The 25,168-nt window shown below is 56.5% G+C and carries 20 protein-coding genes; 17 read left to right on the top strand and 3 right to left on the bottom strand.

The genetic code is table 11. The features are described 5' to 3' along the window. Window positions 1-98 precede the first annotated feature (98 nt). The 16 genes from C8D92_RS04435 (at window position 99) to C8D92_RS04360 (ending at window position 20,524) form a co-directional block, all read left to right on the top strand. Window positions 99-1,622, top strand: a complete 1,524-nt coding sequence (locus C8D92_RS04435; protein ID WP_095609915.1) for an XrtA system polysaccharide chain length determinant — start codon at window positions 99-101, stop codon at window positions 1,620-1,622. After that, entirely contained in the window at window positions 1,622-2,530 is a 909-nt protein-coding gene (locus C8D92_RS04430) for a P-loop NTPase family protein (RefSeq protein ID WP_243402355.1), read from the top strand. Before C8D92_RS04435 ends, C8D92_RS04430 begins: the two co-directional genes overlap by 1 nt. Window positions 2,531-2,579: 49 nt before the next feature. Next, window positions 2,580-3,827, top strand: a complete 1,248-nt coding sequence (locus C8D92_RS04425; RefSeq protein ID WP_165819231.1) for an outer membrane beta-barrel protein — start codon at window positions 2,580-2,582, stop codon at window positions 3,825-3,827. A gap of 29 nt (window positions 3,828-3,856) precedes the next feature. Continuing rightward, window positions 3,857-4,711: an XrtA system polysaccharide deacetylase gene (locus C8D92_RS04420; protein WP_116918532.1), complete on the top strand. Its 855-nt coding sequence runs from the start codon at window positions 3,857-3,859 to the stop codon at window positions 4,709-4,711. 20 nt (window positions 4,712-4,731) lie between these two features. After that, on the top strand, window positions 4,732-6,270 hold the full coding sequence (locus C8D92_RS04415) for an exosortase/archaeosortase family protein (protein ID WP_165819230.1): 1,539 nt from the start codon (window positions 4,732-4,734) through the stop codon (window positions 6,268-6,270). A 63-nt stretch (window positions 6,271-6,333) separates the two neighbouring features. Beyond that, the gene (locus tag C8D92_RS04410) at window positions 6,334-7,326 is read left to right on the top strand and encodes a polysaccharide deacetylase family protein (protein WP_116918530.1); all 993 of its coding nucleotides are present in this window, start codon (window positions 6,334-6,336) and stop codon (window positions 7,324-7,326) included. Beyond that, window positions 7,323-9,149 carry a carbamoyltransferase family protein gene (locus C8D92_RS04405; RefSeq protein WP_116918529.1) on the top strand — a complete coding sequence of 609 codons (1,827 nt, stop codon included), beginning with the start codon at window positions 7,323-7,325 and terminating at the stop codon, window positions 9,147-9,149. Before C8D92_RS04410 ends, C8D92_RS04405 begins: the two co-directional genes overlap by 4 nt. A 20-nt stretch (window positions 9,150-9,169) precedes the next feature. Next, window positions 9,170-10,297, top strand: a complete 1,128-nt coding sequence (locus tag C8D92_RS04400; RefSeq protein ID WP_116918528.1) for a GNAT family N-acetyltransferase — start codon at window positions 9,170-9,172, stop codon at window positions 10,295-10,297. Beyond that, entirely contained in the window at window positions 10,294-11,415 is a 1,122-nt protein-coding gene (locus C8D92_RS04395; protein ID WP_243402354.1) for a FemAB family XrtA/PEP-CTERM system-associated protein, read from the top strand. The genes C8D92_RS04400 and C8D92_RS04395 overlap by 4 nt, the downstream gene beginning before the upstream one ends. Then, window positions 11,412-12,674: a glycosyltransferase family 2 protein gene (locus tag C8D92_RS04390; RefSeq protein WP_116918526.1), complete on the top strand. Its 1,263-nt coding sequence runs from the start codon at window positions 11,412-11,414 to the stop codon at window positions 12,672-12,674. The genes C8D92_RS04395 and C8D92_RS04390 overlap by 4 nt, the downstream gene beginning before the upstream one ends. Beyond that, a complete protein-coding gene (locus tag C8D92_RS04385; RefSeq protein ID WP_116918525.1) occupies window positions 12,667-14,022 on the top strand; it encodes an O-antigen ligase family protein in 1,356 nt (451 codons plus the stop codon). Before C8D92_RS04390 ends, C8D92_RS04385 begins: the two co-directional genes overlap by 8 nt. Further along, window positions 14,019-15,182, top strand: coding sequence for a glycosyltransferase (locus tag C8D92_RS04380; protein ID WP_116918524.1), 1,164 nt, complete (start codon window positions 14,019-14,021; stop codon window positions 15,180-15,182). Before C8D92_RS04385 ends, C8D92_RS04380 begins: the two co-directional genes overlap by 4 nt. Window position 15,183: 1 nt before the next feature. Beyond that, window positions 15,184-17,073, top strand: coding sequence for an asparagine synthase (glutamine-hydrolyzing) (gene asnB, locus C8D92_RS04375; RefSeq protein WP_116918523.1), 1,890 nt, complete (start codon window positions 15,184-15,186; stop codon window positions 17,071-17,073). Between the two features lie 2 nt (window positions 17,074-17,075). Beyond that, on the top strand, window positions 17,076-17,930 hold the full coding sequence (locus C8D92_RS04370) for a hypothetical protein (protein WP_116918522.1): 855 nt from the start codon (window positions 17,076-17,078) through the stop codon (window positions 17,928-17,930). A gap of 3 nt (window positions 17,931-17,933) precedes the next feature. Next, window positions 17,934-19,079, top strand: coding sequence for a glycosyltransferase (locus C8D92_RS04365; RefSeq protein ID WP_243402353.1), 1,146 nt, complete (start codon window positions 17,934-17,936; stop codon window positions 19,077-19,079). Window positions 19,080-19,084: 5 nt separating this feature from the next. Further along, entirely contained in the window at window positions 19,085-20,524 is a 1,440-nt protein-coding gene (locus tag C8D92_RS04360; protein ID WP_116918521.1) for an oligosaccharide flippase family protein, read from the top strand. Here C8D92_RS04360 and C8D92_RS15570 read toward each other — a convergent pair. The 3 genes from C8D92_RS15570 to C8D92_RS04345 form a co-directional block, all read right to left on the bottom strand. Further along, window positions 20,521-21,234: a hypothetical protein gene (locus tag C8D92_RS15570; RefSeq protein WP_133243102.1), complete on the bottom strand. Its 714-nt coding sequence runs from the start codon at window positions 21,232-21,234 to the stop codon at window positions 20,521-20,523. The genes C8D92_RS04360 and C8D92_RS15570 overlap by 4 nt on opposite strands. A gap of 223 nt (window positions 21,235-21,457) precedes the next feature. Beyond that, window positions 21,458-23,041, bottom strand: coding sequence for a capsular polysaccharide export protein, LipB/KpsS family (locus tag C8D92_RS04350; protein ID WP_116918519.1), 1,584 nt, complete (start codon window positions 23,039-23,041; stop codon window positions 21,458-21,460). Between the two features lie 54 nt (window positions 23,042-23,095). Next, complete coding sequence (locus C8D92_RS04345) at window positions 23,096-24,019, bottom strand: sulfotransferase family protein (protein WP_116918518.1); 924 nt, start codon at window positions 24,017-24,019, stop codon at window positions 23,096-23,098. Between the two features lie 228 nt (window positions 24,020-24,247). On the opposite strand from C8D92_RS04345, the gene C8D92_RS04340 reads away from it, so the two are divergent. After that, entirely contained in the window at window positions 24,248-25,156 is a 909-nt protein-coding gene (locus tag C8D92_RS04340) for a sulfotransferase family 2 domain-containing protein (RefSeq protein WP_116918517.1), read from the top strand. Window positions 25,157-25,168 lie beyond the last annotated feature (12 nt).

The raw sequence follows: 25,168 nt of genomic DNA, 5'->3' as shown, positions 1-25,168 counted from the left end.
CGTGACGATGTGAACGCCCCTTCGGGGCGGCCGTCGTGTGGAACAAGTGCCCGGCAGGAGTCGCCGGGTCAAGGATCGGGCAGTACAGGCTGGAATGTATGGCGCTTCCATTAACGCAACTACCCTTTGAAGTGCTCCGTGAGATCCGTGCACGCAAGTGGCTCGCGTTTCTCGTATTCGCGGCCGTCAGCTTTGGTGTGCTCGGCGTCGGGTTTCTCTATCCCTACCAGTATCAATCCGAAGTCGTCATTTATGTGGATGACCAGAACATCATTCGGCCGTTGATGCAGGGCAGTGCCGTGACGACGGAGATCAATCAGCGGGCGTCGGCTGCAGAAGAGCTGCTGTGGAGTCGAAAGGTTCTGGAGCCGATTGCGCGGGATGCCAGTATCTTCGGGCCTGAAACGGCAACGCTCACCAAGCGCGAGTTCGAGGAGCGCCTCAATCGCATGCGCTCGAACCTGTTCGTTCGCACGCGCGGCGACAGTTATTTCGGGATCGGCTATGAGTCAACGTCTGCCGAGCGTTCCTTCCGTCTTGCTCAACGCCTTGGTCAGGCGTTTATCGCGGAATCGGCGGAGAGAAAAAGAGAGGAAAGCCGCAACGCGTACGATTTCATCGACAAACAGGTGAAGAGCTACGAGCGGGAACTCGAGCAGTCCGAGGCCCGCCTCAAGGAATTTCTCTCGACAAACGTCGATGGCACTGAGGAAGAGGCCAACAAGAAGATCGCCAGCTTGAGGGGCAAGCTGGAGCTGGCCCGCCTCGAGCGACAGGAACTCCAGACCCGGGTGCAGTCTCTGGAGCGCCAGTTGCAGGGGGTCAGCCCGACTCTGCGCCAGGAGAAAACACGGGATGCCTACAAGCAGCGCATCACGACGATGCAGGAGCAGTTGGACCAGCTTCGTCTGAAATACCACGACTCCTATCCGGACATCGTGATTCTCAAAGAGCAGATCGCGGAGCTCAAGAAGCAGCGTGAGAGTGCGGCCGAGCAGGGCACGACGGCGCAGTCGACGGAAGGGGAGGACGTCATGAATCCTCTCTATCAGGAGCTGAGCGCGTCACTTTCCGATGCTCGAACGAACATTGAAGCCATCGATACGCGAATCAATTCCCTGAATCAGCTGCTGGCGGAACAGCGCGAGCGCATGAAGCGCATTCAGAAGAATAAGGCAGAATATTCTGAGCTGACACGCGACATGGAAGTGAACAAGGAAATCTACAATGATTTGCTTAAACGCCGCGAGAAAGCCCGTGTTTCGATGCACCTGGATGTGGAGGGGCAGGGCCTGAATTTTGACATCAACGAGTCCGCCCAGTATCCCCTCGGCCCGTCCGGACTGAAGTTCTCATACTTCGCCGCCGCCGGGCTTCTTCTGGGGATTGTCGCGCCGTTCGGGGCCGTTGGTGGTCTGCTTCACCTCGACCCCCGGGTGCGTGGCCGATCCCAGCTCGAGAAAGAGCTGGGTCTGATGGTGATTGGTGAAGTGCCGGAAGTCCGAACGCCATTTGAGCGGCGACGTGATCGCCGCCGGACGGTGGGAATCATCTTCTGCTGTCTGCTGGTGGCGGCCGCGTACATTGCAGTAGCGGGAGCAGTCCTGCTGGGAGTCATTTAATGACCGAATCCAGAGAGTCCCGGTCGTCCGGGCGCGACGAGACACTCGAAGACCGTTTTAAGCGTCAGGGATCTGAACGCCCCCGGGAGGAATCCCCGGTCGAGTCTGAAAAGCAGACCAATACAGGCGATGCCCAGGGGGGCGGCCATTCGTCCGTTGACCAGTTGGACAGTTCCAACATGCTGGTTCCAAGCGCGATGGAACCGGGTGCCGTCAATCGCTACGTGGTCAGCAAACAGATCCGTCAAATGCAGGAGCCCCGGTATCTGACGCCGGACGATCTGGCAGAGAGACGGATCATCTATCCGGATTCACCGGACCGGAAACTGGTGAACCGATTCCGTAATCTCCGGACCAAGCTGCTCGAAATGTCCGGGCACCGGAATTTTGCGCTGGTGGTGACCGGCGCAACCGAGGGCGCCGGTGCCTCTTACATTGCCATGAATCTGGCCGCCGCGTTTGCATTCGATGAGTCCAAGACCGCATTGCTTATCGACTGCAACCTGCGGGAACCGTCGTTGCATACCGCTCTGGACATGGCGCCAGAGGCCGGACTGACGGATTTTCTGGAAGAGCCCGAGTATGATATCGCCCGGATCATCTATCCCACGGGCATCCCGCGGCTTCGCCTGATTCCGGCTGGTAGCCGGCGGGAGTCGCCCGGCGAATTCTTCACCTCTTTCCGGATGCGTCAGTTCATGCAGGCGGTTCGCCGCCGTTACCCGGATCGATTCATTATTCTCGACACAGCGTCTGTCGGTGAATCGCCGGATGCACGGATTCTGGCTGAGCTCTGTGACTACTCGCTGCTGGTCGTGCCCCATGGGCGTGTCACGCCCTCGGTGGTCGAACAGGCGGCGGGCGCGTTCCAACGGGAGAAATTTGCGGGTGCCATCATCAATGGCTGAAGGGATTCTTTATTGCGTGATTCCGTGCCGTGCTCTCGCCAGGGGGGTAATGAGTGCGAGCCTGGGGGCCGCCATCCTTGGATCGGGTGCCGCGATGGCGGACCCGGTCCAGGTCGGCGTGGGTCTCACCAGTCGCTACAGCGACAACATGACTGCGTCCCGCGATAACCCGCAGTCCGATCTTGAGACCCGGGCGAACATCACGATCGAACATCAAGCCCAGCCGGGGCGATGCGAAACGACTCTGGGAGCAGATATTGGTTACGGGGTGTTCCTGGAGGACACGTTTGATTCGACGCTTTATACCCAGGCGGATGCCACGGGGCAGTGTCAGCTCACTGATCGGTTGTCCTGGCACGTGACAGACAGCCTACGGGATGTGCGACGCCGTTCCACACGTCCGGCGCGCCCGGATAACACGAGCCGACGCAATACCGTTCGGACAGGCCCCGACTACCAGTTCAGGCTCGGCCCCCGCGACACCTGGCGGTTAAGCAGTCGTTACCAGAACACAACGTTCGATGACCGGGAGCAGGACGACAGTGACCGTATCAGCGCCTCCACGGCCTGGACGCACCTGTTCAGTCCGCGTCTTTCCGGCGGCCTTCAGGCAAGCGGCGAGCGGGTCGAGTATGATTCAGGGGAGGAAGTGGACTCGGCAACCGGTACGGTCTTTTTCTCCCGTGAGTATCAGGCCACATCGATTTCGGGATCTTACGGCGTCACGCGCCAGGAAACCCGGTTCCGTAATATCGATATCAGTACCACGGGAACGGTGGGCGATCTGCGCCTGGACCGCCAGGTCAACTCGTCCACATCCGCTTTCCTGAATCTGAACCGGGAGATTACCGACCAGACGTCCGGGTTTGACCTGGCGTTTGGCGACTTCAGCTTTGATGTCCAGGAAACAAACACAGTGGAGGTGACGGCTCTGGAGGCCGGCGCTCAGACCGGGTTCAGCGATGGCGGGACTCTGGGGCTGACTGTCGGGGGAAGCCGGTCGGACTACATCGGTTCTGCGACTCAGGAAGAGTCTGGCTATGGCGTCTTGCGCTACACTCGACCGATCACCCCGCTGCTGACGTTGTCGACAGAGGGGCGCTATCGGGTCATCCGGTATGCGATCAACGAGACGGAAGACCAGGTCGCCAACGCTGAGGCGGGTCTGGTCTGGCATGTCACCAGGGCGCTTCGTGTGTCGTCCTATGTGGGTCGTGAGCGGCGCTTCAGTGACGTGAGAAGTCGTGAATACACGGAAAACTGGGCATCCGTCAGTCTCAATTACCAGTTCCAGTAGGAACCGATTACGGGGAAGGCCAACCAGCCATGGAAACAATCACGAATGCCCTGACCATCGACGTGGAGGACTACTTCCAGGTGGCCGCGTTGGCCGAAGCCATTTCCCGTGATGACTGGTCGTCGATGGAATACCGTGTCGAACGCAACACCGACCATCTGCTGTCCCTGCTGGACGAACACAATACGCGCGGTACCTTCTTTACACTTGGGTGGGTCGCGGACAAATCACCGGACCTTGTCCGGCGCATTCATCGCGCCGGTCATGAAATTGCCAGTCATGGCTACAGCCATCAGCTTGTCTACAACCAGACGCCAGACACCTTTCGCGAGGAAACGAGACGGTCCAAGGGGTTGCTGGAAGAGATTACCGGGGCGCCGGTGACCGGGTACCGGGCGGCGAGTTACTCCATTACCAACGAGTCCCGCTGGGCGCTTGATATCCTGGCCGAGGAGGGGTTTGTCTGGGACTCCTCGATTTTCCCGGTTCGTCATGATCGGTACGGCATGCCGGGAACCCCACGCTGGCCGCACCGCCTGGAGACGGACAAAGGGTATTCGCTGGTGGAATTCCCCCTGACGACCCTCAAGCTGCCCGGCGTGACACTGCCAATCGCCGGAGGTGGGTACTTTCGCCTGTTCCCGTACTGGTTCTCCCAGTGGGGCCTTGGCCGGGTCAATCGGGAAGGCGAGCCGTTTATCTTCTATCTCCACCCCTGGGAAATCGACCCGGGTCAGCCCCGCTTTGATGTGAGTGCGTTGTCGCGATTCCGTCACTACAACAATCTCGACAAATGCGAATACCGGCTGCGTCGGCTCATAAAACGGTTCCGGTTTACAGCGGTGGAGGACGTCCTGAATGAAAAGCAGCTCCTGACGACATGAATCCTCAAGAGGCAACCGGTGTGAGTGATTCAGGCGAATCGCCCATGATCAGTGTGGCCGGCGCGATGGCACCGTTCCTGGTCATGGCGACTGTCCTGTGCCTGGCCTGGTCGACGGTGGAAAACGTGGTTGGGCGCTGGCTCGTCTTCGAGCAGGCCTACTCCCAGGGCTTGCTATTGCTGGCGGTGTCGGTGGCCCTGTGCGCACGCCAGTATCGACGAATTAGGCCGCAATCGGACTTTTACCCCGGATGGTTGGGCCCGTTTGCCGCGGGGTTGTTGATCTACGTTGGCGGCGACCTGCTGGTGGTACAGGCCTTTCAGCAGCTGATGGTCGTTCCGCTCCTCTGGCTGTCCCTGGCCTTATTCTGGGGCTGGCGTCAGGCGCGCTGGTTTCTGGTGCCGGTTGGTGTCCTGTTCTTTGCCTTCCCGGTCTGGGAGGCGCTTCGGCTTCCGCTGCAGTTTCTGACGACGGCGGTCACCGAATTCGCCCTGTCCGCCATTGATATACATGCGGTCGTCGAGGGGTTGTTCGTGACCCTGCCCGGGATCGGGGCCTTCGAAGTGGCCCGCGGTTGTTCCGGGCTCAACTACTTCCTGGTGGGTCTGACCATCGCTTTCCTGTATGGGGAAGTTCTGGGGCTGCGGTGGCCAAGACGGGCGCTGATCGTGGTCATGGCCCTACTGATGTCACTGCTGGCCAACTGGGTCCGCGTGTCGGTGATCATATACGTGGGGCATGAGTCTGAGATGGCGTCCCCGCTCGTCAGAAACCACGCCACGTTTGGCTGGGTGGTATTTGCAGTGGCGCTGGTTCCGGTGTTTCTCGTGGTGCGTTGGCTCGAGCAGAACGACGGCACTCACGGGGCGCCGCACCGGGCGATGGCTTATCGAGCCGCGCCGGCGCGGCTCTGGGGGGGCTGGGTCGTGACAGTTGCACTGGTCGTGGCAGCGGAACTGGTCACTGGTGAGCCCTGGCAATCGGCGCAGGCGATGACGGCACGGACTCACGACAAGGGGCTCCTGAAACAGGAGGGATGGGTACCTCTCTATCAATCCAACCTGATGGGGTGGCGCCCGGTCATGTCCAATCCCGACGCACGATCGCTGCTGACCCTGGCGCGCCTCCGAGGAGCGGACAGCTCCGCGTCGGATCGGACCCGGTTACTGGCGGGGCTCTACAGCTATGACCATCAGAGGCAGGGCGCTGAGGTGATCCAATGGTCCAACCGTCTGTACGATGTGGAACAGTTTACGCCCGTCGAGCGCTTTCGGCTGAATAGTGGGGGAGCACCGTTCTCCGGCGTTACCCTGCGTGACAACGGGACCGGTAAACGGCTCCATCTCTCATACGGATATTTCGTGGGCGGGCACTGGGAAGCGACGGAGTTCGGTGCCAAGGTCGCACAACTGACAGCGCTCTTCCAGGGCAGGCGGGACGCATCGTTGATGATTCTGGGGATGACGTGTCCGGACTGTGCGGTTCGTGACACGTTGGCAGATATCACCAGTCAATACCGGGAGCGGGTTGAGGACTATCTCAACCGTCAGTACCGCTGACGTCGATAAGGTTATGGTGACCTGATGAGGAAGCACAGGTCTGGAATGGGCAAGGAATGGCACATGTTTCAAAACCGACGATACATTCAGCCTTCGGCGGACATGACGCCCAGGCTCATGGTGGTCGTGGACACCGAAGAAGAGTTCGATTGGCACGGCGAGCCCGATCCGGAGGCGACTCAGGTTTCGGCAATGGCCCATATTGAACGGGTCCAGTCAATCTTTGACGATTATGGCATCCAGCCGTGCTATGTGATTGACTATCCGATTGCCAGTCAGAGCCTTTCCATTGATGCGCTCCGGTCCATCTACGCGGAAGGGCGCTGTGAGATTGGGGCCCATCTCCACCCCTGGGTCAATCCGCCCGTGGAAGAGGCGCTGACCAAGCCAAATACCTATCCGGGCAATCTGCCTCGAGCGCTCGAGCATGAAAAACTGCGGCATCTGCGGGACACGATCCAGGATGCCTTCGGAGCGCCCCCCACCATCTACAAGGCCGGGCGGTATGGGTTTGGTCCGAACACCACGGAGATCCTTCAGGAGCTGGGCTTTCGCACTGACCTGTCCGTCTGCCCGCCGCTGGATTCTCGCGGCGATGGCGGCCCGGACTATCGGCGTTATGATGCACGGCCGTTCTGGTTCGGAACGGCCCGGGAACTGCTTGAATTGCCGGTGACCGGAGCCTTTACCGGCTGGGCCCATCGGTTTGCCGTGCCCCTGTTCGACCTGGCGACCCGGCTGAGGCGATTCCGGGCGCCAGGAATTCTCGCCAGGCTTGGCGCGGTTGATCGTCTGATGCTCTCACCCGAGGGTTTTTCGTCCGACGAACACATCCGGCTGACCCGTTTTCTGATGGCGGAGGGCGTTCGAACGTTCACCTGGAGTTTCCACAGCCCCAGTGTGGTCCCGGGGTACACCGATTACGTCCAGACGGAGCAGGATCTGGACCGGTTCCTGGCCTCTTTCCGGCGCTACTTTGATTTTTTCTTTAACGAGCTGGGCGGCGAGGCGACCACGCCTTCCCGGCTACGAACCCATCTGGAGTCGATAACATGAAGGTGCTTGGCATATCGCCACTGGACAAGGACGCAACGGTCTCCATTGTTGAGGATGGCGAGATCCTCTACGCGGCCGGCGAGGAGCGCTTCACGCGTAACAAGCAACAGGACGGTTTCCCCCGGCAGGCGCTGGAAAAGGCGCTCGACTACACCGGGCTGTCGATGAGCGATTTCGACACCGTCTGCTATCCGTTCCTGACCTGGGAAAACGAACGCAAGCTTTACACCCAGAACCTTGAGGATGAGAAGGCCTTTATCAAGTCGTTCCAGCCGGCGGATCTCAGTGAACAGATCCGGGAAGCGCAGACGCGGGTCCCTGACCGGAATGAGCGGATTCATGGCCTTTCGCACCCCAATGTCATCATGGAGAAGAACTTCGCTTACAACTCGTTTTACAACATGGCGGGTGCTCAGCGACTGACGTCCAACAGCGCTGCCCTAAAAGGGTCAAAACGGTGGGCGGAAGGCGCGACAGCCTCTTTCCGGCATTACGAGGAAGAGCTGGAGCAGGGGCTGACAGAAATGGGCTGGACGGGCCCGGTGAAGCGAATGGAACACCATCTGTCTCATGCCGCCAATAGTTACCTGTGCAGTGGATTTGAGAACGCGCTTTGCGTCACTCTGGATGGCTACGGCTCGGGATTGGCTGGCTCGGTCAGCGAGGCCCGGAACGGGAAGATCCACCGGCGACACAGCATTCCCTATCCCAACTCACTGGGCACACTGTACGAGCACGTGACGTCCAGCCTGGGGTTCAAGCCCAGTCGGCATGAGGGAAAAATCGTGGGTCTGGCGTCGTACGGCGATCCGTCCATTCTCGGCAACATCCTGCTGTCCCGTATTCAGCAGGAGCCGGGCGACTTCCGGGTCTATGAGGCCAACAACGTGTATTTCTCGCGCTATCTGGCGTCGAAGTTCCCCAAGATTGATGTCGCGGCCGCCTACCAATACGCGCTGGAAAAGGTGGCCACGGACTACGTCCGGTACTGGGTTGAGAAGACCGGGCTCGATACGCTGGTGCTGTCCGGCGGTGTCGTCGCCAACGTCAAACTCAATCAACGGCTGTTTGAAATCGAAGGCGTGAATCATATCTTTGTCTACCCCAATATGGGCGATGGCGGCTGTGCCAGTGGTGCCGCGCTTTACCACGCCTGGCCGGGCGGTATTCGCGAGAGCATCCAGAGTGCCTACATGGGGCCCGACTACAGCGAGTCGCGTATGGAGAACGCCCTGAAGGCAGAGGGGCTCGAGTACCGTCGCCCGGACAACCTCGCCGCCGAGGTGGCTGCTCTGATCCACAGCGGGGAAGTGGTGGCCCGGTTCGATGGACGCATGGAGTACGGTCCCCGCGCGCTGGGCAACCGCTCAATCCTGTACCACGCCAGCGAGCCCGAGGTGAACCAATGGCTGAACAGCCGCCTGGGGCGGACGGAATTCATGCCCTTTGCCCCGGTAACGCTCTACGAGGCCCGGGAAACGTGCTACCACAACATTCAGGGGGCGGAGCACGCCGCCGAATTCATGACCATTACGTTCGACTGCACAGAGTTCATGAAGGAGCACTGTCCCGCCGCGGTGCACATTGATGGTACCGCCCGCCCACAGCTGATCCGGCGAGAGGTCAACCCGGGGTATTACGACATCGTGAAGGAATACGAGAAGATCAGTGGCGTCCCCAGCCTGATCAACACCAGTTTCAACATGCACGAGGAGCCCATCGTCAATTCGCCGGAAGATGCCGTGCGTGCGTTTGTTCAGGGGGCCCTCGATTACCTGGCCATTGGGCCCTTCCTCGTCAAGCAGCCGAACCCTGCTCACTGACCTCGTTGATGGAGTACGGGATGTCACGGAACGCCCTGACAGTGAGCGGTGAGCCAGTGCCTGAGGCACTCACACTGGCCGCCGAATGGCAGGACCTGGAGAGCCGCTCCCGGCCGACGGTGTTTCTGTCCTGGCAGTGGATCGGTGAATGGCTTGCCGTCTACCGGCCCAACGCCATGCTACTCCGTGTTAAGGAGCAGGGGCGTGTCGTCGGGCTCGGCATTGTGGTCGAGACCACCGAGCGCCGGCATGGCGTGTTGCACTCGCGGTGCCTGCGCTTGCATCAGATGGGCGATCGTTTCCTGGACCAGATCTGGATCGAATACAATGGCTTTCTGGCGGAATACGGCTACCAGGACGCCGTGTCCGAAGCCTGTCTCGCGTACATCTGCCGGGAGTGGCGGGACTGGGATGAATTCATCCTGGGCGCCATTGAGCAGCAGGAAGCGGATCACTATGCGACCGTCACGGGGCTCCATCCCCATATTCGTTGGGAGGCGCCCTGTTACGGTGTGGACCTCAATGCCCTGCGACGTTCCGGAATTGGCTACCTGGATTTGTTATCGCGCAATACCCGTCACCAGATACGAAGGGCCCGGCGACTTTATGAGGAGCGGGGCGAGGTGCGGCTGGTACGCCCCGATTCGGTGGACCAGGCTCTGGCGATGTTCGACGAAATCGGACCATGGCACCTGCGGCGCTGGGGCAGTGGGCCGGACGAAAGCGGTTTTGCCAACCCGGACTTTGTTCGCTTCCACCGGACGCTGATCAGCAACCAGTGGGCAAACGGGGGCGTGGACGTCATTGCCGTTAAAGTTGGCGAACAGGTCATTGCCTCCTTCTATAATCTGCTACACGAGAAGACGGTGTACTTCTACCTGGGGGGCATGCATGTCGAGACGGATAACCGTCTGAAGCCGGGGCTTGTCGGTCACGCCCTGTGTATTGAGGATTACCGGCATCACGGGTTTCAGTACTACGACTTCATGGGCGGAGAAGAGCGTTACAAGTCCAATCTCGGCCAGCTTCACTGCCGGTTGGTCCAGGTCGCCCTGCAGCGCGACCGTTTCAAGCTGCGGCTTGAGGACGTCGCCCGCCGCGCGCGCCACCGGATCCGACACGAATTCGGGGCGGGGCAGCAGTCATGAGCAGCCCCTCGATGGACAACGGCCAGCTCACTCCCGAAACGGTACCGACTACTGTCGGCATCGATATCCGTGTGGAATCGCCCCAGACACTGAATCGCGACGCCTGGGACGCGTTTGTGTCCGAGCATGAGGCGGCGACGCCTTACCACCTCAGTGCCTGGATCTTAGGGGTAGAGCGAGCCTATGGACATCAGTGCTATGCGGTCATGGCGTATCGGGGCAGCACCCTGTGTGGTGTTTTGCCATTGACCTACATTCGCCGTCCGGTGGGGCGGGGCGTCCTTGTTTCGCTGCCATTCTGTGATGTCGGCGGCACCCTTGCGGGGGACGAAGTGGTGCATCATGCTCTGATTGAGGCGGCCCGGGGGTTGGCAGCGGATTGTGGGCTGAACGGTTTCGAACTGCGTCACCGGGGGGCGGCGATCCCCGGTGACGGGGAAACGGCTCCCATCAAAGTAAGCATGCAGCGGGCCCTGCCCGGGGACAGTGACACGCTCCTTGGCCAGTTCAAGGCGAAACTGAGAAGCCAGATTCGCAAAGCCGAGAAGAACGGCCTGACGGGGGAAGTCCGCACGGATGTGTCGGCATTGGATGCATTCTATCCCATGTTCGCCGAGAATATGCGACGCCTCGGGTCACCGGTGCATGGTATTGACTGGTTTCGTGAGCTGCTTGCCGCGTACGGCGATCGCTTCCGCATCGGCCTGGTGTACTATGGGGATCAGGTGGTTGGCGGCGGCATTGTGCTCATGAACGCTCGGTCTGCCTGTATTCCCTGGGCGTCGACGTTGCCGGAATACAATCGTCTCGCCCCGAATATGCTGCTTTACTGGCGGTTGCTGAGTCATGTCTGCGATGACGGCGCCGAATGGTTTGATTTTGGCCGTTCGACCCTGGGTGAGGGCACCTACCGCTTCAAAAAGCAGTGGGGCGCGGCGCCGTTCCAACTGGACTGGCAACAGTGGACCCTTGATGGTCTCAATGAGAACGAACACCCGGCTGCGCCGTCGCCGATCGCACGATGGGTGCGTGAGCTGGTCGAGCGAGGTTGGCGGCAACTGCCGTTGTCGGTCACCCGATGGCTGGGTCCCCGTATACGGAAGTACATCACGCTATGATCGAAATGCTGGTTGTTGTCACGCTGGTGTGCATGGCGATGCCCGTGTATGTGTATGCCGGGTATCCGCTGTTGCTGTGGCTGCTGACCCGACAACGTCCGCCGGCCGCTCCGGAACTGGACGAACCGCCGCCCTCCGTCACACTGGTTGTGTCCTGCTTCAACGAAGCGGCCGTCATCGCCGCCAAGCTCGACAACGCCCTGAAGACCGATTACCCGGCGGACCGGTTTGGTGTGGTGGTCGTCTCCGACGGTTCGGACGACGGAACGGACGACATTGTCCATTCCTTTGCCGGCCGCGGTGTCCGGCTGGTGAGGCAGGAAGGCCGTCTGGGCAAGACCATGGGTCTGAACCGGGCGCTGGAAACCATCGATTCGGACATCGTGGTCTTCAGCGATGCCAACGCCCTGTACGAGCCCCAGGCCATTCGCCGTCTGGTCACTCATTTCAGTGATGGGCAGGTGGGGTACGTCGTGGGGGCCGCGCTGTACACGGACAGCGAGGCCGGTGGCAGCGCTCACAACGAGAATCTGTACTGGCGGTATGAGCTGGCGATCAAATCCATGGAGTCCCGGTTGCATTCCGTCGTGGGGGGCGATGGCGCCATCTATGCGATCCGTCGAACGCTTTGGGAACCGTTGCAGCAGCGCGACATCAATGACTTCGTCAATCCGCTCCAGATCATTGCCAAGGGCTATCGCGGTATTTTTGAGCCCGCCGCGCGCTGCTTTGAAGAAACCGCCGGCAGCTATGACCGGGAAATCGCCCGGAAGGAACGCATCGTCAACCGCAGCATCCGGGGACTGATGCGGGTCAAATCCGTGATGAATCCGGCACGTAGTGGTGTGTTCGCCTTTGAGGTGATCTCCCATAAACTGCTTCGGTGGCTGATACCGCTGTTCATGGCTGTGGGAGTCGCGGGTAGTACCGTGCTGGCGGCCACCGGGATGGGCTTCTTCCAGCTTGTCACCGCCGGCAGTCTGGTGATGATTCTTCTGGCCCTGCAGGGGCAACGGACGCCGGAAAAACACACACTACCGCCCTGGCTCTCACTGCCGTATTACTTCGTGATGGTGAACCTGTACGCCGTGAAAGGCACTCTGAAAGCCCTTCGGGGAGAGACTCAGGTCACCTGGAACAGCGCGCGTCCCAATGGCTCGCCAACCGGTGGTGCGTCAGATCAATCGACGGCGGTCAGTGGCTGGTGGTGGCTCGTGGTTGGCGTGATGATAGTCGGGTTGGGGCTGGGGTATGTCTAAGGTTGCCCTGCTGTTCCTGCTCGTCTTTGTCGGCGGAAGCGTCGCGGCGCTTTTTTACAGCAGCCATTTCGCGTTTCTGGTCTACCAGATTACCTACTTCCTGAACCCGGTAGACCGATGGTGGGGGAGTCAGCTTCCGGGATCGAGCTACTCCTTTGTCGCGGCTGTTCTGATGATTCTGGTACTGGCGTTTCGCTACCGGAGCCTGACGGAAAAGGGCCCCTGGTTACAGCACCCATCGCTCAAATGGCTCGTGGCGATCCTGGCTTCCTATTATCTGGCGTACCTCTGGGCGTTGGTTCCGAGTGCGCACGATAAGTTCACCTTTATTTTTCTTAAGCTGACCGTTGTGATCCTGGTGGCCTACAAGCTGCTCGACAGTCAGAAAGCGCTGAACGCATCGATCTGGGCCTATGTTATCGGAGCGACCTACATTGGCTACCTTGCCACATCCATGGGACGTAACGCCGGTTATCGGCTGGAAGGCATTAAGTTGCCGGAGACAGGGGATGTCAATCCGGTCGCCGCGGCGATCGTGCCAGCTGGTGTTCTCCTGCTCTACCAGGTCTGGATGGGCAACAAGACAACGAAAGTGATTTGTATGGTCGCTGGGGCGTTGGTGGCCAATGCCCTGGTCCTGTTCAATAGCCGCGGGGCGTTTCTTGGAATCGTGGTCAGCGTTGGCCTGTATCTGATGGCAATGATGTTTTCTCGGCACCGGCAGAAAGGGCAGCGTGGTATCGCCGTCGTCGTGGTGATTGCCGGGCTGAGTGGCGGTTATTACGTTACGGATGACGTCTTCTGGGAACGCATGGGAACGCTGGAGAATCTGGAGAGCCGGGAAAGCGGTGCCGGTCGGATGGCCTACTGGTGGGCATCCGTTGAGATGATCGCGCAGGACCCGAAAGGGCTTGGTGTTAAGGGATTCAACAGGCTTGCTCCTTTTTATCTCTCTGACGAAGAGCGGGGTGGCACCCGATTCCGTGCTGTCCACTCGATGTGGTTCCAGGCGCTGACGGAGATCGGGGTTCATGGCTTCCTGTTTTTTGTTCTGTTGCTGTTCTCCCTCTATCGCCTTTCCAGAAGAACCAAACAATACCTGATTGATTCAAGGGACTATTCTGGCTACTTCAAGGTGCTGGCACTGGAATGCGCCCTGGTTGGCTACCTGGTGACGGCCTCATTCATTAATCAGTTCCGGGCAGAAATCCTCTATTGGATGATTCTGCTGGTCGCCGTGGCCAGTAAAGTGCACTACCTGCAGGTTTCGGAGAGCAAAGAGCCGGAGAATGTGGAGGAGACGATGCCAATGCGCTATGGACCCAGGCTGCCGAGGAGGGAACCTTGAAACCGGTACGCGTTCTTCAGTTTATTACCCCGGCCGGCTTCTATGGGGCCGAGCGGTGGATTCTTGCCCTGGTCAATAATCTGGATTCAGAGCATGTCACGTCGTCTCTGGCTGTCACTGATGAAGGCGGGGGGCAGGATCTGACCTTTCTGGACTACTGGCCTGACGAGAAGGGCGAGATCAGCCGCGTCGCAATGAATGGCCGCTTCGATTGGCGGGCCATTGATCGGCTGAGCCGGGTTATTCGCGATAGAAAAATCGATGTTCTGCACACGCACGGCTACAAGTCCGACATCGTTGGGTGGATCGCGGCCCGAAAAGCGGGCATCCCCTGCGTCAGCACACCCCACGGATTTCCAACCAGTGCTGGTTTGAAGATGCAGCTCTTCATCGGGGCAGGTTCATTCCTCCTTCGATACTTTAATGCGGTGGCGCCACTGTCTGAAGCGCTGCAACGGGACATGCAACGCCTGAAGGTTCCTGCCGAAAGAACCCGGATGATCCAGAATGGGGTTGATCTGAAGGAAATAGACGAAGCGCTTGCGGCCGATGTTGGAGAACATGACCTCAAAAAGCGAGGTTGCTTTACGATTGGCTATATCGGGCAGATGATTCCGAGAAAGGGCCTTCGGCATCTGCTGAGCGCCTTTGACCGATTCCACGCCAAATGCCCGGAAAGTCAGCTTGTGCTTGTCGGCGACGGCAGTGAACGATCCGAGCTTGAGGCAGTGGCCCAATCAATGGCCAGTGGTCAGGCGATCCACTTTGCGGGATTCCGGGCGGACCGGCTGAGGTTGTTACGGCAGTTTGATGTGTTTGCCATGACTTCGGCTCTGGAGGGCATTCCCCGCTGCATGATGGAAGCGATGGCCGTGGGCACGCCGGTCGTCGCCTACGACATTCCGGGTGTCGACCTGTTGATTGAACAGGGCGTTACCGGTCTGTCCGTTCAACATGGTGATGATGTGGGGTTGAGCCAGTGTTTTGAAGCGGTTCTGGAGGATTCACGGGCGGCGTCAGCGCGTTCCAGGGCGGCTCGACAGCTGATCGAGGAAGAGTATTCCGCCCGCCGAATGGCATTGGAGTATGAACAGTTGTTTCGGGAGCTGCGGGATCAGGGCCGTCTGACCGCGCCTGCGGCTCAGGGAGTCGTCTCCTGATATGTGTGGCATTGCCGGATTCCTCAGGACAAATGACACACCCAACCGCGACGCGCACCGCGACTGGCTGGAGGCCATGGGGCAGGCGATCCGGCACCGGGGGCCGGATGCCGGGGGCGTGTATCTGGATGACGGTGTCGGGTTATCCCACCGGCGTCTCAGTATTCTTGACCTGAGCGAAGCGGGCAACCAGCCCATGGTCTCCGCCTCCGGTCGCTATGTCATTGTCTTCAACGGGGAGATCTACAATTTCCCCGATCTGAAAACCGCTCTGGTGGCGGAAGGCGTCTCGTTTCGTACCCACACCGATACCGAAGTGCTCCTGGAACTGTTTGAGCGGCGTGGACCGGATTGCCTGCAGGACCTGAACGGAATGTTTGCCATCGCCATCTGGGATACACAGGACCGTCGGCTATTCCTGGCCAGGGACCGGCTTGGCAAGAAGCCGCTCTACTACTATCGGCAGAGCGGCCAGTTTGCTTTCGCATCAGAGATCAAGGCGCTTCAGCAGGCGCCTTTTGTGACGACAACCCTGCGGCCGGATGCGATCAAGGATTTCTTCTTTTACCAGTACGTGCCGGACCCCAAGAGTATCTATCGCGATGTGCACAAACTGGCGCCCGGGCACTGGATGTGGGTGACCGATCGCGAGGTCGAGACTCATCGGTACTGGGATGTGCGGTTTCGTGAGTCTGATTCCAGAACGGAATCGGAGTGGGCGGAAGGGCTCCGTGACACACTCGCGGACGCCGTCCGGTTGCGTCTGGTGAGTGACGTGCCCGTCGGGGCGTTCCTGAGCGGTGGTGTCGATTCCAGTGCCATTGTCGACCTGATGGCCTCTCAGTCGCCGGAGCCGGTGACGACGTGCTCCATTGGGTTTGATTCGGAACGGTTCGATGAGGTGACGTATGCGGAGAAAGTCGCCAGACAGTACGGGACCAATCACCATGAATTTACCGTTCGGGAAACCGTTTCCGACCATCTCACCGAGATCGCCCGCTATTTTGACGAACCGTTTGCCGACCCGTCATTCATCCCGACCTATTACGTGTCGCAGCTTGCCAGGCAGCAGGTGACGGTGGCACTGGCCGGAGACGGTGGCGATGAAAATTTTGCGGGCTACGGGAAGTATCGTGTCGACGCGCTTGAAAACCGATTGCGCCGCTGTTTCCCGCATTGGGCAAGGAGCGTTCTTTTTCCGGGGCTTGCCGGGATGGCGGGGCGTTTCCGGCAACCGGTGTTTCGTCGTGCCCGGTCGCTGCTCAATACGCTGGCCTGTGATCCGGCAACCGGGTTCTATATCAGCAATCGGTTCTGCGACCCCGCCGTCTGGGATTACATCGCCGGCCCGGCACTCAGGCGCGACACGGACGGTTACGATCCGGCCGATTTGACCCGGTATCATTACCGCCGCGCGGACACCGATGATCACCTGTCACGGGTGCTTTATTCGGATTTCAAAACCTATTTGCCCGGCGACATTCTGGTTAAAGTGGACCGGATGAGCATGGCCCATTCGCTTGAAACCCGGGCGCCGCTATTGGACTATCGCGTCGTTGAATACGCAGCGAGCGTTCCCTCACAGCTGAAACTGCGTGGTTCCGAAGGCAAGTATCTGCTGAAAAAGGCCTTTGAGGGCCGCCTCACCGACGAAACGCTGTATCGTAAAAAGATGGGGTTTTCGGTGCCGCTGGCGGAATGGCTTCGCACAGAGATCCGTCCACTAGCCGAGCTTATACTGACTACTGAGAAAGGTGGACTAGGTGATTTTTTTCGTATGCCTGAAGTTAGAACCCTTTGGGAGCGTCATGTAAACGGAAGTGATCGATACACTCAAGAATTGTGGACATTGATTGCATTTTCATTGTGGTTTGATAATTACGGAGGGTAGATATGGGAAAGGGGAGTCGGGTTTTTTTTAGGTCAAAATGGCTTTATAGGCTATGCGTATCCCTCTTTGTTGTTGGTTTTGTGTTGTTGGGGGTGAATGTCTATGGCTTGAGTCAAAGTATCAGAAAGCCCGATCTTGGAAGTGACTCTCAGTTACTGCGTTTTGTTCCTGATAATGTTTGGAGTTATGAAAAATCGATCGAAAAAATAGAGAATTTAAAAGAAAAAAAGTCGTACTCAGATTTGGCAGAGAAGGCAAATTATATTGTTAATAAAAGCCTGGTTCATCCAAAATGGTTTAGGGTGGACCCTTATGAATATAGGCAGCTCATTCCTTTATGGGAGAATCCATATTTGTATGCAATAGGTGAATTCTCCTCGCTTCCTCAATTTAATAGGTACCATTTTGCTGATTATGAACGAAGCATTGAGCGAGGGATAGGGATATGTGGTGATGCATCGATGGTTCTTTCCTCTATTTTAGATAAATTCGGTGTGTCTAATAGGATTGTATCCTTTAAAGGGCATGTTATCGTTGAGTATAAAGATGAGAACGGTCGTCATTTTCTTTTGGATCCGGATTTTGGGGTAGTGATAGGAAGATCATTAGAGGTGCTTGTCTCTGATCCTCAAAAAATAAAAAATGTTTATTATGAAAAAGGGTACTCTGAGAAAGAGGTAGAAAATCTTGTAGATATATATAAAACGCCTTACTCGATATTCGATGACACCTATCATTTCATGACAAAACGGTATTGGTTTGAGTATGCAACATATATTTTCAAATGGTTGATTCCCGTACTACTTGTGATTTTCGGATTAGTTGGATTTTACTTTTTGCGGGGGAAGGACAGCTGATTGGTGGTTTCCAGACAAGATGATCGCGCGCGCTACCGAAAAACGGGTGTTCTCCACGTCACGTTCAACATGGGGTTTGGCGGAACCGAGCAGGTGATACGCCAGTTGATTCAGAACCTGCCTGTCGACGCGTATCGTAACGAGATCGTTTGTATTGATGGCTTTGTCGGAGAAATGGGTCAGCAGTTGCAGTCCGAAGGGGTGACTGTCCACACGCTGTCACGGGGACAGGGTTTGGACATCAGGCTCGCATGGCGGCTTCGAAGGATCATACGGAGAGGTGGGATCGACCTTGTTCATTGCCACCAGTACACGCCGTTCTTCTATGGATGGCTTGCGTCATTGGGGCTCCGCGCCCGGGTTATCTTTACAGAACATGGCCGTTTCCACCCGGACCGCTATCGATACAAGGCACGATGGATCAACCCATTGATGGCGCGACTGACACCGGCGCTGGTGGCCATTTCGCAAGCGACCCGCGAGGCGTTGGTTGAGTATGAGTTCATGCCCCGGCGCCGGATCGACGTTATCTACAATGGCATTCAGGGGTTTGATCCGGACGCGGCTGGCGCAGCAGAGCTGCGACGTGAGCTTGGTATTCCGGCGTCCGATACGGTTCTCGGGACGGTGTCCCGTCTCGATCCCGTCAAGAATCAACGCATGATGCTTGGGGCGTTTCAGCAATTTCACCAGCAACATCCGGACAGTTGGCTGCTTCTGGTGGGCGACGGGCCGGATCGCAGCATGCTGGAGGCCTATGCTCAGGAATTGGCGGTTTCCGATCAGGTCATTTTTACCGGATTCCAGTCCAGGCCCTCAACCTATTTGCAGGCAATGGATGTCTTTCTGCTGTCGTCCCACACCGAGGGCACATCCATGACCTTACTGGAAGCGATGAGCCTTGGCATTCCGCCGGTGGTCACCGATGTCGGCGGTAACCCGGAAATCGTCACTCACAGGCAGGACGGAATGCTCGTACCGACTGAGGAACCGGAGCCGATGGCGCAGGCGCTTGAGGACATCGTTTCGGACCCCGCGCTTCAGCAGTCCCTGTCGGCCACGGCGAAACAGACCTTTAATCATCGTTTTTCCGTCGAGGTCATGACGGATGCCTACCGTCGCTGTTACCAGCGTTGTCTGGGGCGCTGAGCTCTATGGGAACGGTTCGAGCGGCGGTTATCTATTCGGCATTGGCCCGCTTCTTCATGCGGTTCATCGGTCTTGGGACGACGATGGTGGTGGCGAGGCTGCTCACGCCGGAGGAGATCGGCACATTTGCCATCGCCAGCGCCATCGTCATGGTGATGGCGGAAATCCGTCTCCTGGGAGCGGGGGCGTATCTGATCCGGGAGTCTGAAATCACGCCCGCCAAGGTGCGCTCAACGCTCGGGCTGACGCTAATCGTTTCCTGGTCTATGGGCTTGCTGGTTCTGCTGAGTGCTTTGCCTGCAGCACGTTTCTACGAATTGAGCGAGCTTGGGTGGATCTTCGCTATATTATCAATCAGTTTCTTCATTGCTCCTTACATCAGCATTCCGATGACGCTGTTGGCGCGAAACCTATGTTTTAAACATCAATTTCGGATATTGGCTGCATCAAGCATAATTTCGTCGGCCACAACGATCGGGATGGTTCTTTCCGGGTTCAGCTTTTGGTCATTAGCCGTTGGCCAGCTCCTGAATCCTCTAAGCCAGTTCCTGATTTTCTGCTTGTATCGCCCGTATCTGATGCAGTATTGGCCTTCATTTAGAAACCTGAAGCCGATAGCGAGGATTGGTATTTTCAACTCCCTGACTTTTCTTATTCGTAGGGCGACAGTCGCTGCTCCAGATATGATCATCGGAAAAGCAGGATCTACTCGTGATGTTGCGATGTTTTCCAGAGGGTTGGGATTTATCGAGTTTGTGTCACAAACGGTTATAAAGGGCGTTCAACCGGTTGCTTTTCCGTACCTCAGCCAAGTTCGGAGGGAGGGTGGTAATCTTTTGGAAGCGTACACCAGAGCAAGTGTTATGCTAGGTGCTTTTGTTGTCCCGATTCTCGGTGTGGGAAGTATCGCCAGTTTGCCAACAATTCGGCTGTTCTTCGGAGATCAATGGGACGCGGCGGCACCTCTGGCATCAATTGTAGCGATATGGGCTATGTGCCGCAGTGTTCACTGGTTCTCCAGAGAGCTTCTTATGGGCTCGGGGCGAGAAGATCTGATGTTGTTAAGAGAGGCATTGCCATTTTTTATTCTGATACCTCTCATATTACTGGCGTATCCCTATGGCCTACAGGCAGTTGCGGTGAGTTTTCTTGCGACTGGTGTTGTTGATGTTATTTTTACGTCGGTTCTCCTTTGGAAAGTGACAGGGCTGAATTTAATCTATTTTTTTAGATCCTGGATAGGAAATGTGGCTACTCTAATGTCTTGCATGGGAACAACTTGGGCTTGGAGTCAAGTCGTTTCATTCCAGGCAACACCTCCGGTTACGGTCGTGCTCCTCTTAGCGCTAACAACCCCGTTTGTTTGGTTGGGAACGCTCGGTATTTTCCGAAACCCGCTATACTTTGAAATCCGGGACGCTATTCCTCTAACAAGAAACAACTAACTCCGATAACGAAAAAGATAACTTAACTCTGAATCCGTCAAAGAGTCATTTATGTATCTGTCCAGACTATCAAGCTCTTCTTGGTTTAATTCTTGTTGATGATGTTTGAAATCATATCGATTGTTTTTTGTCATGGCGCCGCCTCCGGCAGCTTGATTGACAGAATATTTATCAACGCTGGCAGCGGCTTTCTTATCCCAGGTGTTGGAGATATTGTCCAGGCTTAAATGGTCACCCTCAGTTTCGGGAAGCTGTAAAAAAGAGAGCATTTCACTCATGGTCTCAGGGTTCTTAACAAAATCTTCGTAATAAAATACCTTTTTTCTATTGGTGTTTGCTTTGTTCAGGAAGCGTATGTTCGACAGGTAGACGTCAAATTTTCGGTAATTTTTATTAGCTGTTCTAACGAAAACTTCTCTATAATCTCTTAGCAACAGTATGACGACATCATTTTTTGTCCGTTGTGGGTTTATGATGTTCCATGCAGAATCACTTATTTTTTTAGATAATGAAAATACCTCTTTTAGGTATTGTGATCTGGTGTAGCTAACACCCATAGGGTCGTGGGATCGGATAAAGCAGGATTCTTTCTGAGTATCCTTGCTTACCAGAAGCTCTTTTCCAGGTGTTCTCAATCCTGTGTGATACTCAATGTTATAGCGAAGCCAGTTCAAGCCGCTTCTTTGGGTTGATATAACATATCTTTTCATTGGGCTTTCCTTCTTAGGTTTCAAAAAGTCATAGGTGATAATTTTCAGTCAATTAATGTTATTTTTTTGTAGGTCCTTCTCGTTAAAAAGTGGAGGTCTCACGTTGTTAAAGTTTTTGTATAGCCTAGCCGTCAAAAAGTACTTAGTTTTCTGTTCGTGGTGAATAACGCTGATATCAGAATATTTTCGGATTTAGCCCTAATCGACACTCGTTCACGACGTTTTATCCTATAACCAGCTTCCTGTCACCCCTGAGTAGGATATATAGTACTCTTAATAAACGATTTGACGGTATTTCCATCCAGATAACATAATCATGACGCCTAAGTAGTGAAGCTACTAGCCTTGTAAAAGCCGAGCGTTTTGAAAGAACGCTCACACCCTCGGGAAGCTCGTCGAAAACCGTATCGAGAGAACCGATGACGAGACTCTGGTCCTGACTGGTTCCGGTGATTAACATTTTGAGGATGTCGTTGGTTTCGGCCATCTGCACTGACGGTGATAATGAGTGGCTGTTTGAGGGTGTGCGTTTTGGAAGATTCGCGAGGGTCTGATTGAGCGATTCACGCCCATCCGGGAGTCTGGAATCTTCGAAGAAAAAGCTTGACTGGGTGATCAGTGTGAAAAGGAAGTGCCAGAACCCGAAATGGGCATGTGGTTCCAGAGGTGACTGAAGCCCTCTATGTATTAGCGGGGGAAGGGCAGTTGCCTCTGTCAGATCGAGTGTGAACCCCTTTCGATCGTAGATGGAACGTCCCAGTGCGACGACCGGAATGTTCTGCATGAGTGCTTCCAGTCCGACCGTCGAGTTGATCACGACAACGAGCTGCGTGACGTCCAGCAGAGACGATAGCGACAGGTCCCAGCAGCACCGCACATCGGGGCCTTCGCACAGCGCTTCAATGGTGTCCCGCCGTAAGCGGTCTTCCGGATGGGGCCTGACGATGAGCTGAGCATCCGAATCGGACAGGGTCTCTCGCACGTCCTGAATCAACCGCTCCATTGATTTGAAAAACGGTGAATTATTGATGATGTTGCTGTCGCTCTCAATCTGCAGCGGGAGCAGCACGACCGGTCGCCTCGGGTCGAGATCCAGCTCCGTATAGACAGATTCGGCCTGACGCTGACTCGCCGTGTTGACGATCGACTGTCCGGTTGTCTTTATCGTCTTGCAGTATGCTTTCAGGGCGTTCACCTCTGCCTCGTCCGGTTCCCGTGGCGCGTTTGAGAGCCAGCCTTCACCGGCCAGTGAGCTCTCGTTATTCACCCCACAAGGATCAAAGACCAGGGAACGAGGGAGCAGCCCGCGCTCAAGGTAGAACGATTCCAGACCAAGTTCCTTCGCTGCGTCGGCTAATGCGCCGGTGACCAGCAAAGCACCATTCCAGGTCATGACCGCATTGGCCCCGAGGTCGTTCAGAAAACCCCGGTAGGCGCTGATCAGTTGACTTCTCTTCCAATGGTAATACCCGATCGATTGGTCGCGTTTGGGGTGTGGCAGTTGAGGCGGATCGGTGGGTGTGTATAACCAATTGAGAGACAGATCGATTGGTGTGTGGTCGCCATCAGGGACAGTGTCTTCAACCACGTTTTCCGTAGGGTAGTGCACGAGCAGTTCGTTGACGGTGTACGCTCTGAATCCCTGCTTCAGAAGCCCGATCTTACCCGTGGCGTCCGATGTGACGACATGGACCTGATGCCCGCAGTTGTCTGAGAGGTATCGGAGCAGTGGCTCGATCAGCGCAATATTCTTTTGTGAGTGCCAACTGAATAGTACGATGATCTTTGGGGTGGGGCTGTCCGACACGTTTCCTTCTCCATCTCGTCGGCTTATGACGACCACAGACAACGCGGACGTCAGTTATTTGTTGAAGGGCTCCTTTCCGAAGAATCGGATCAGTGCGCCGTCGACCAGGTTCGTCTTGAGCAGGAAAAGCCATTTGGAGACTTTCTCGTGAATATGGAACAGTGGCTTTTCCAGAAATCTCAGCCGGGGATTGGTCGAGATAACCGGGTATCCGAAACGTTTCAGCACGCCCCCGGCCAGCGCCTCGAATTGACGGATCTGCCGTGGGCTCATTGTTTGTCGCCACTTGAAGCTGTTGGCGGCCTGGGTCTCTTTAATAAGGGCATCCAATTTGTCAGGATCGACGGATTCTCCAAGAAATTCGTAAAGAGAGCGGATCGTCTCGGCCGGTTTTGCGAGGAGATCCTCGTAGGTGAGGAAATAGACCGATTCCCCACGATAGAGTCGGTCCTGAACGGCCGGGTGACTGTTTTGTCGGGCCCAGTACTCTGCACAACTGACCGTGTTGGATGGGCCCCACTCTTTTTTCAATAGCGATAGGGCGACATCCCGACCATCCCGAACGATGTAGATGTATCGCGCCTCTGGAAAAAGGTCGAACAGCCGCTCGGCATCGCCGATGTAATGTGGCGTCTTATCGCCCCAGGACACACCATCACGGCCCCCGTGGCGGTATACCATCAGTTGGTTGACGATATTGCCGTACCGATAATCAGGACTCACGCGGTCGAAGAAGTCGTTCAGGTCAAGGTCCAGTCGCCATTGCTGAACAGGCCTCTCTGCGAGGATGTCTCGCATCAGCCGATTGAAGTTCGATTTCTTCGACAGATCCCCATACTGGGGAAGCTTTTTGTGATACTTCGTAATGAAGTGCGTTTCGATCGGCTTTCCATAGCGCGTTTGTTCGAGAAGGCGGGAAAGAAACGTGGTCCCGGATCGTGGGGACCCAAGAATGAATAGTTGGGCGTAGCGGTCCATGGCAAGCGTCAGTCCGTTAGCGAGAGATTTAAGATGTTACACGTTTGCCGGGTGAGTTCAAGCGAAACCGGACGTTTCACAACGTCTGTTATACGTTGATAATAGAGGGTGAAATGACCGGCGATCCATCAACCAGGTATACCGCCGCAAGCCGTTGGCCAAAATGTTGCGGCGTTGGATGGTGCTGCCGATCAAAGGAGTGAATAACGTTGTCCTGGAGAGCAGTGAATGGAGAATCATAGCTTTATCAAGTTCGTGCCTGGGGTCTATGTGATTTACCTGTCAATCCCCAAGGTCGCCAGCAGTTCCATCAGCCATGCCATGATGGTGAGGCAGCCGACTGCGAACGAGGCCATGAGCGAACACAGTCGCGAGGGCAAGGCGCTGACCAACTGGCGACCGGCCAGTGCGCCGCATCCGTCGTTACCGATATTCACCTTCACTCGCCACCCCATCCGAAAGTTCCTCTCCTATTACAAGGACAAGTTTGTGCGTGCCAGGGGGAGAGGCTTCGAACTGGACCACCTCAGAGACCTGAAGTTTGACCCGGAGATGTCGCTTGAAGAGGTGATAGAGCACATGATGACGATCCCGGTGGAGAGGATGGAGCATCATGCCCAACCTCAACACCGGATCGTGCTGAAGGACGGTGAACTGATTCCCGACTTCATCGGTCAAGTTGAAACTCTGGCAGATGACTGGCCGGTCGTTGAGGCCCTGTCTCTCAGCGAATTCACGATCGACGGTAAAAAGAACGTCACAGGTAGCAATGACGATCTCTCAGGCGTGAGTGATGCGGCCCTATCAGCATTGACGCGATACTATGAAGAGGATTTTGAGCTGTTTGGTTATGAAAAGCCGGAATGTGCGGACGATACGGTAGCCGTTCGAAAAGCGAAGCGGCCACTCTCATCAGAAGAATTGGAGCGACTGAGGCTCGACATCGAAGATCGTCGACGACGAATGGTAAACCTCAGTCGCGATCTGGAAGACGATGACTTCCGCGCTGAGTACGCCCGATCAATGCAAGATGCGTTTAACGACTACCTGATCCACGCTAACAAGGCATCACAGAAGCGGTGCCCAAGTCGTAGGCGGGCCCTCCGGTCCATGAAGCGGGCATTGGTCAACTCGTAAACCAGCGCGCCC

Source organism: Tamilnaduibacter salinus, assembly GCF_003096655.1.
Lineage (GTDB): Bacteria > Pseudomonadota > Gammaproteobacteria > Pseudomonadales > Oleiphilaceae > Tamilnaduibacter > Tamilnaduibacter salinus.
Note: the sequence above shows the minus strand (reverse complement) of the source record. Positions and strands in the feature narration are given on the sequence as shown.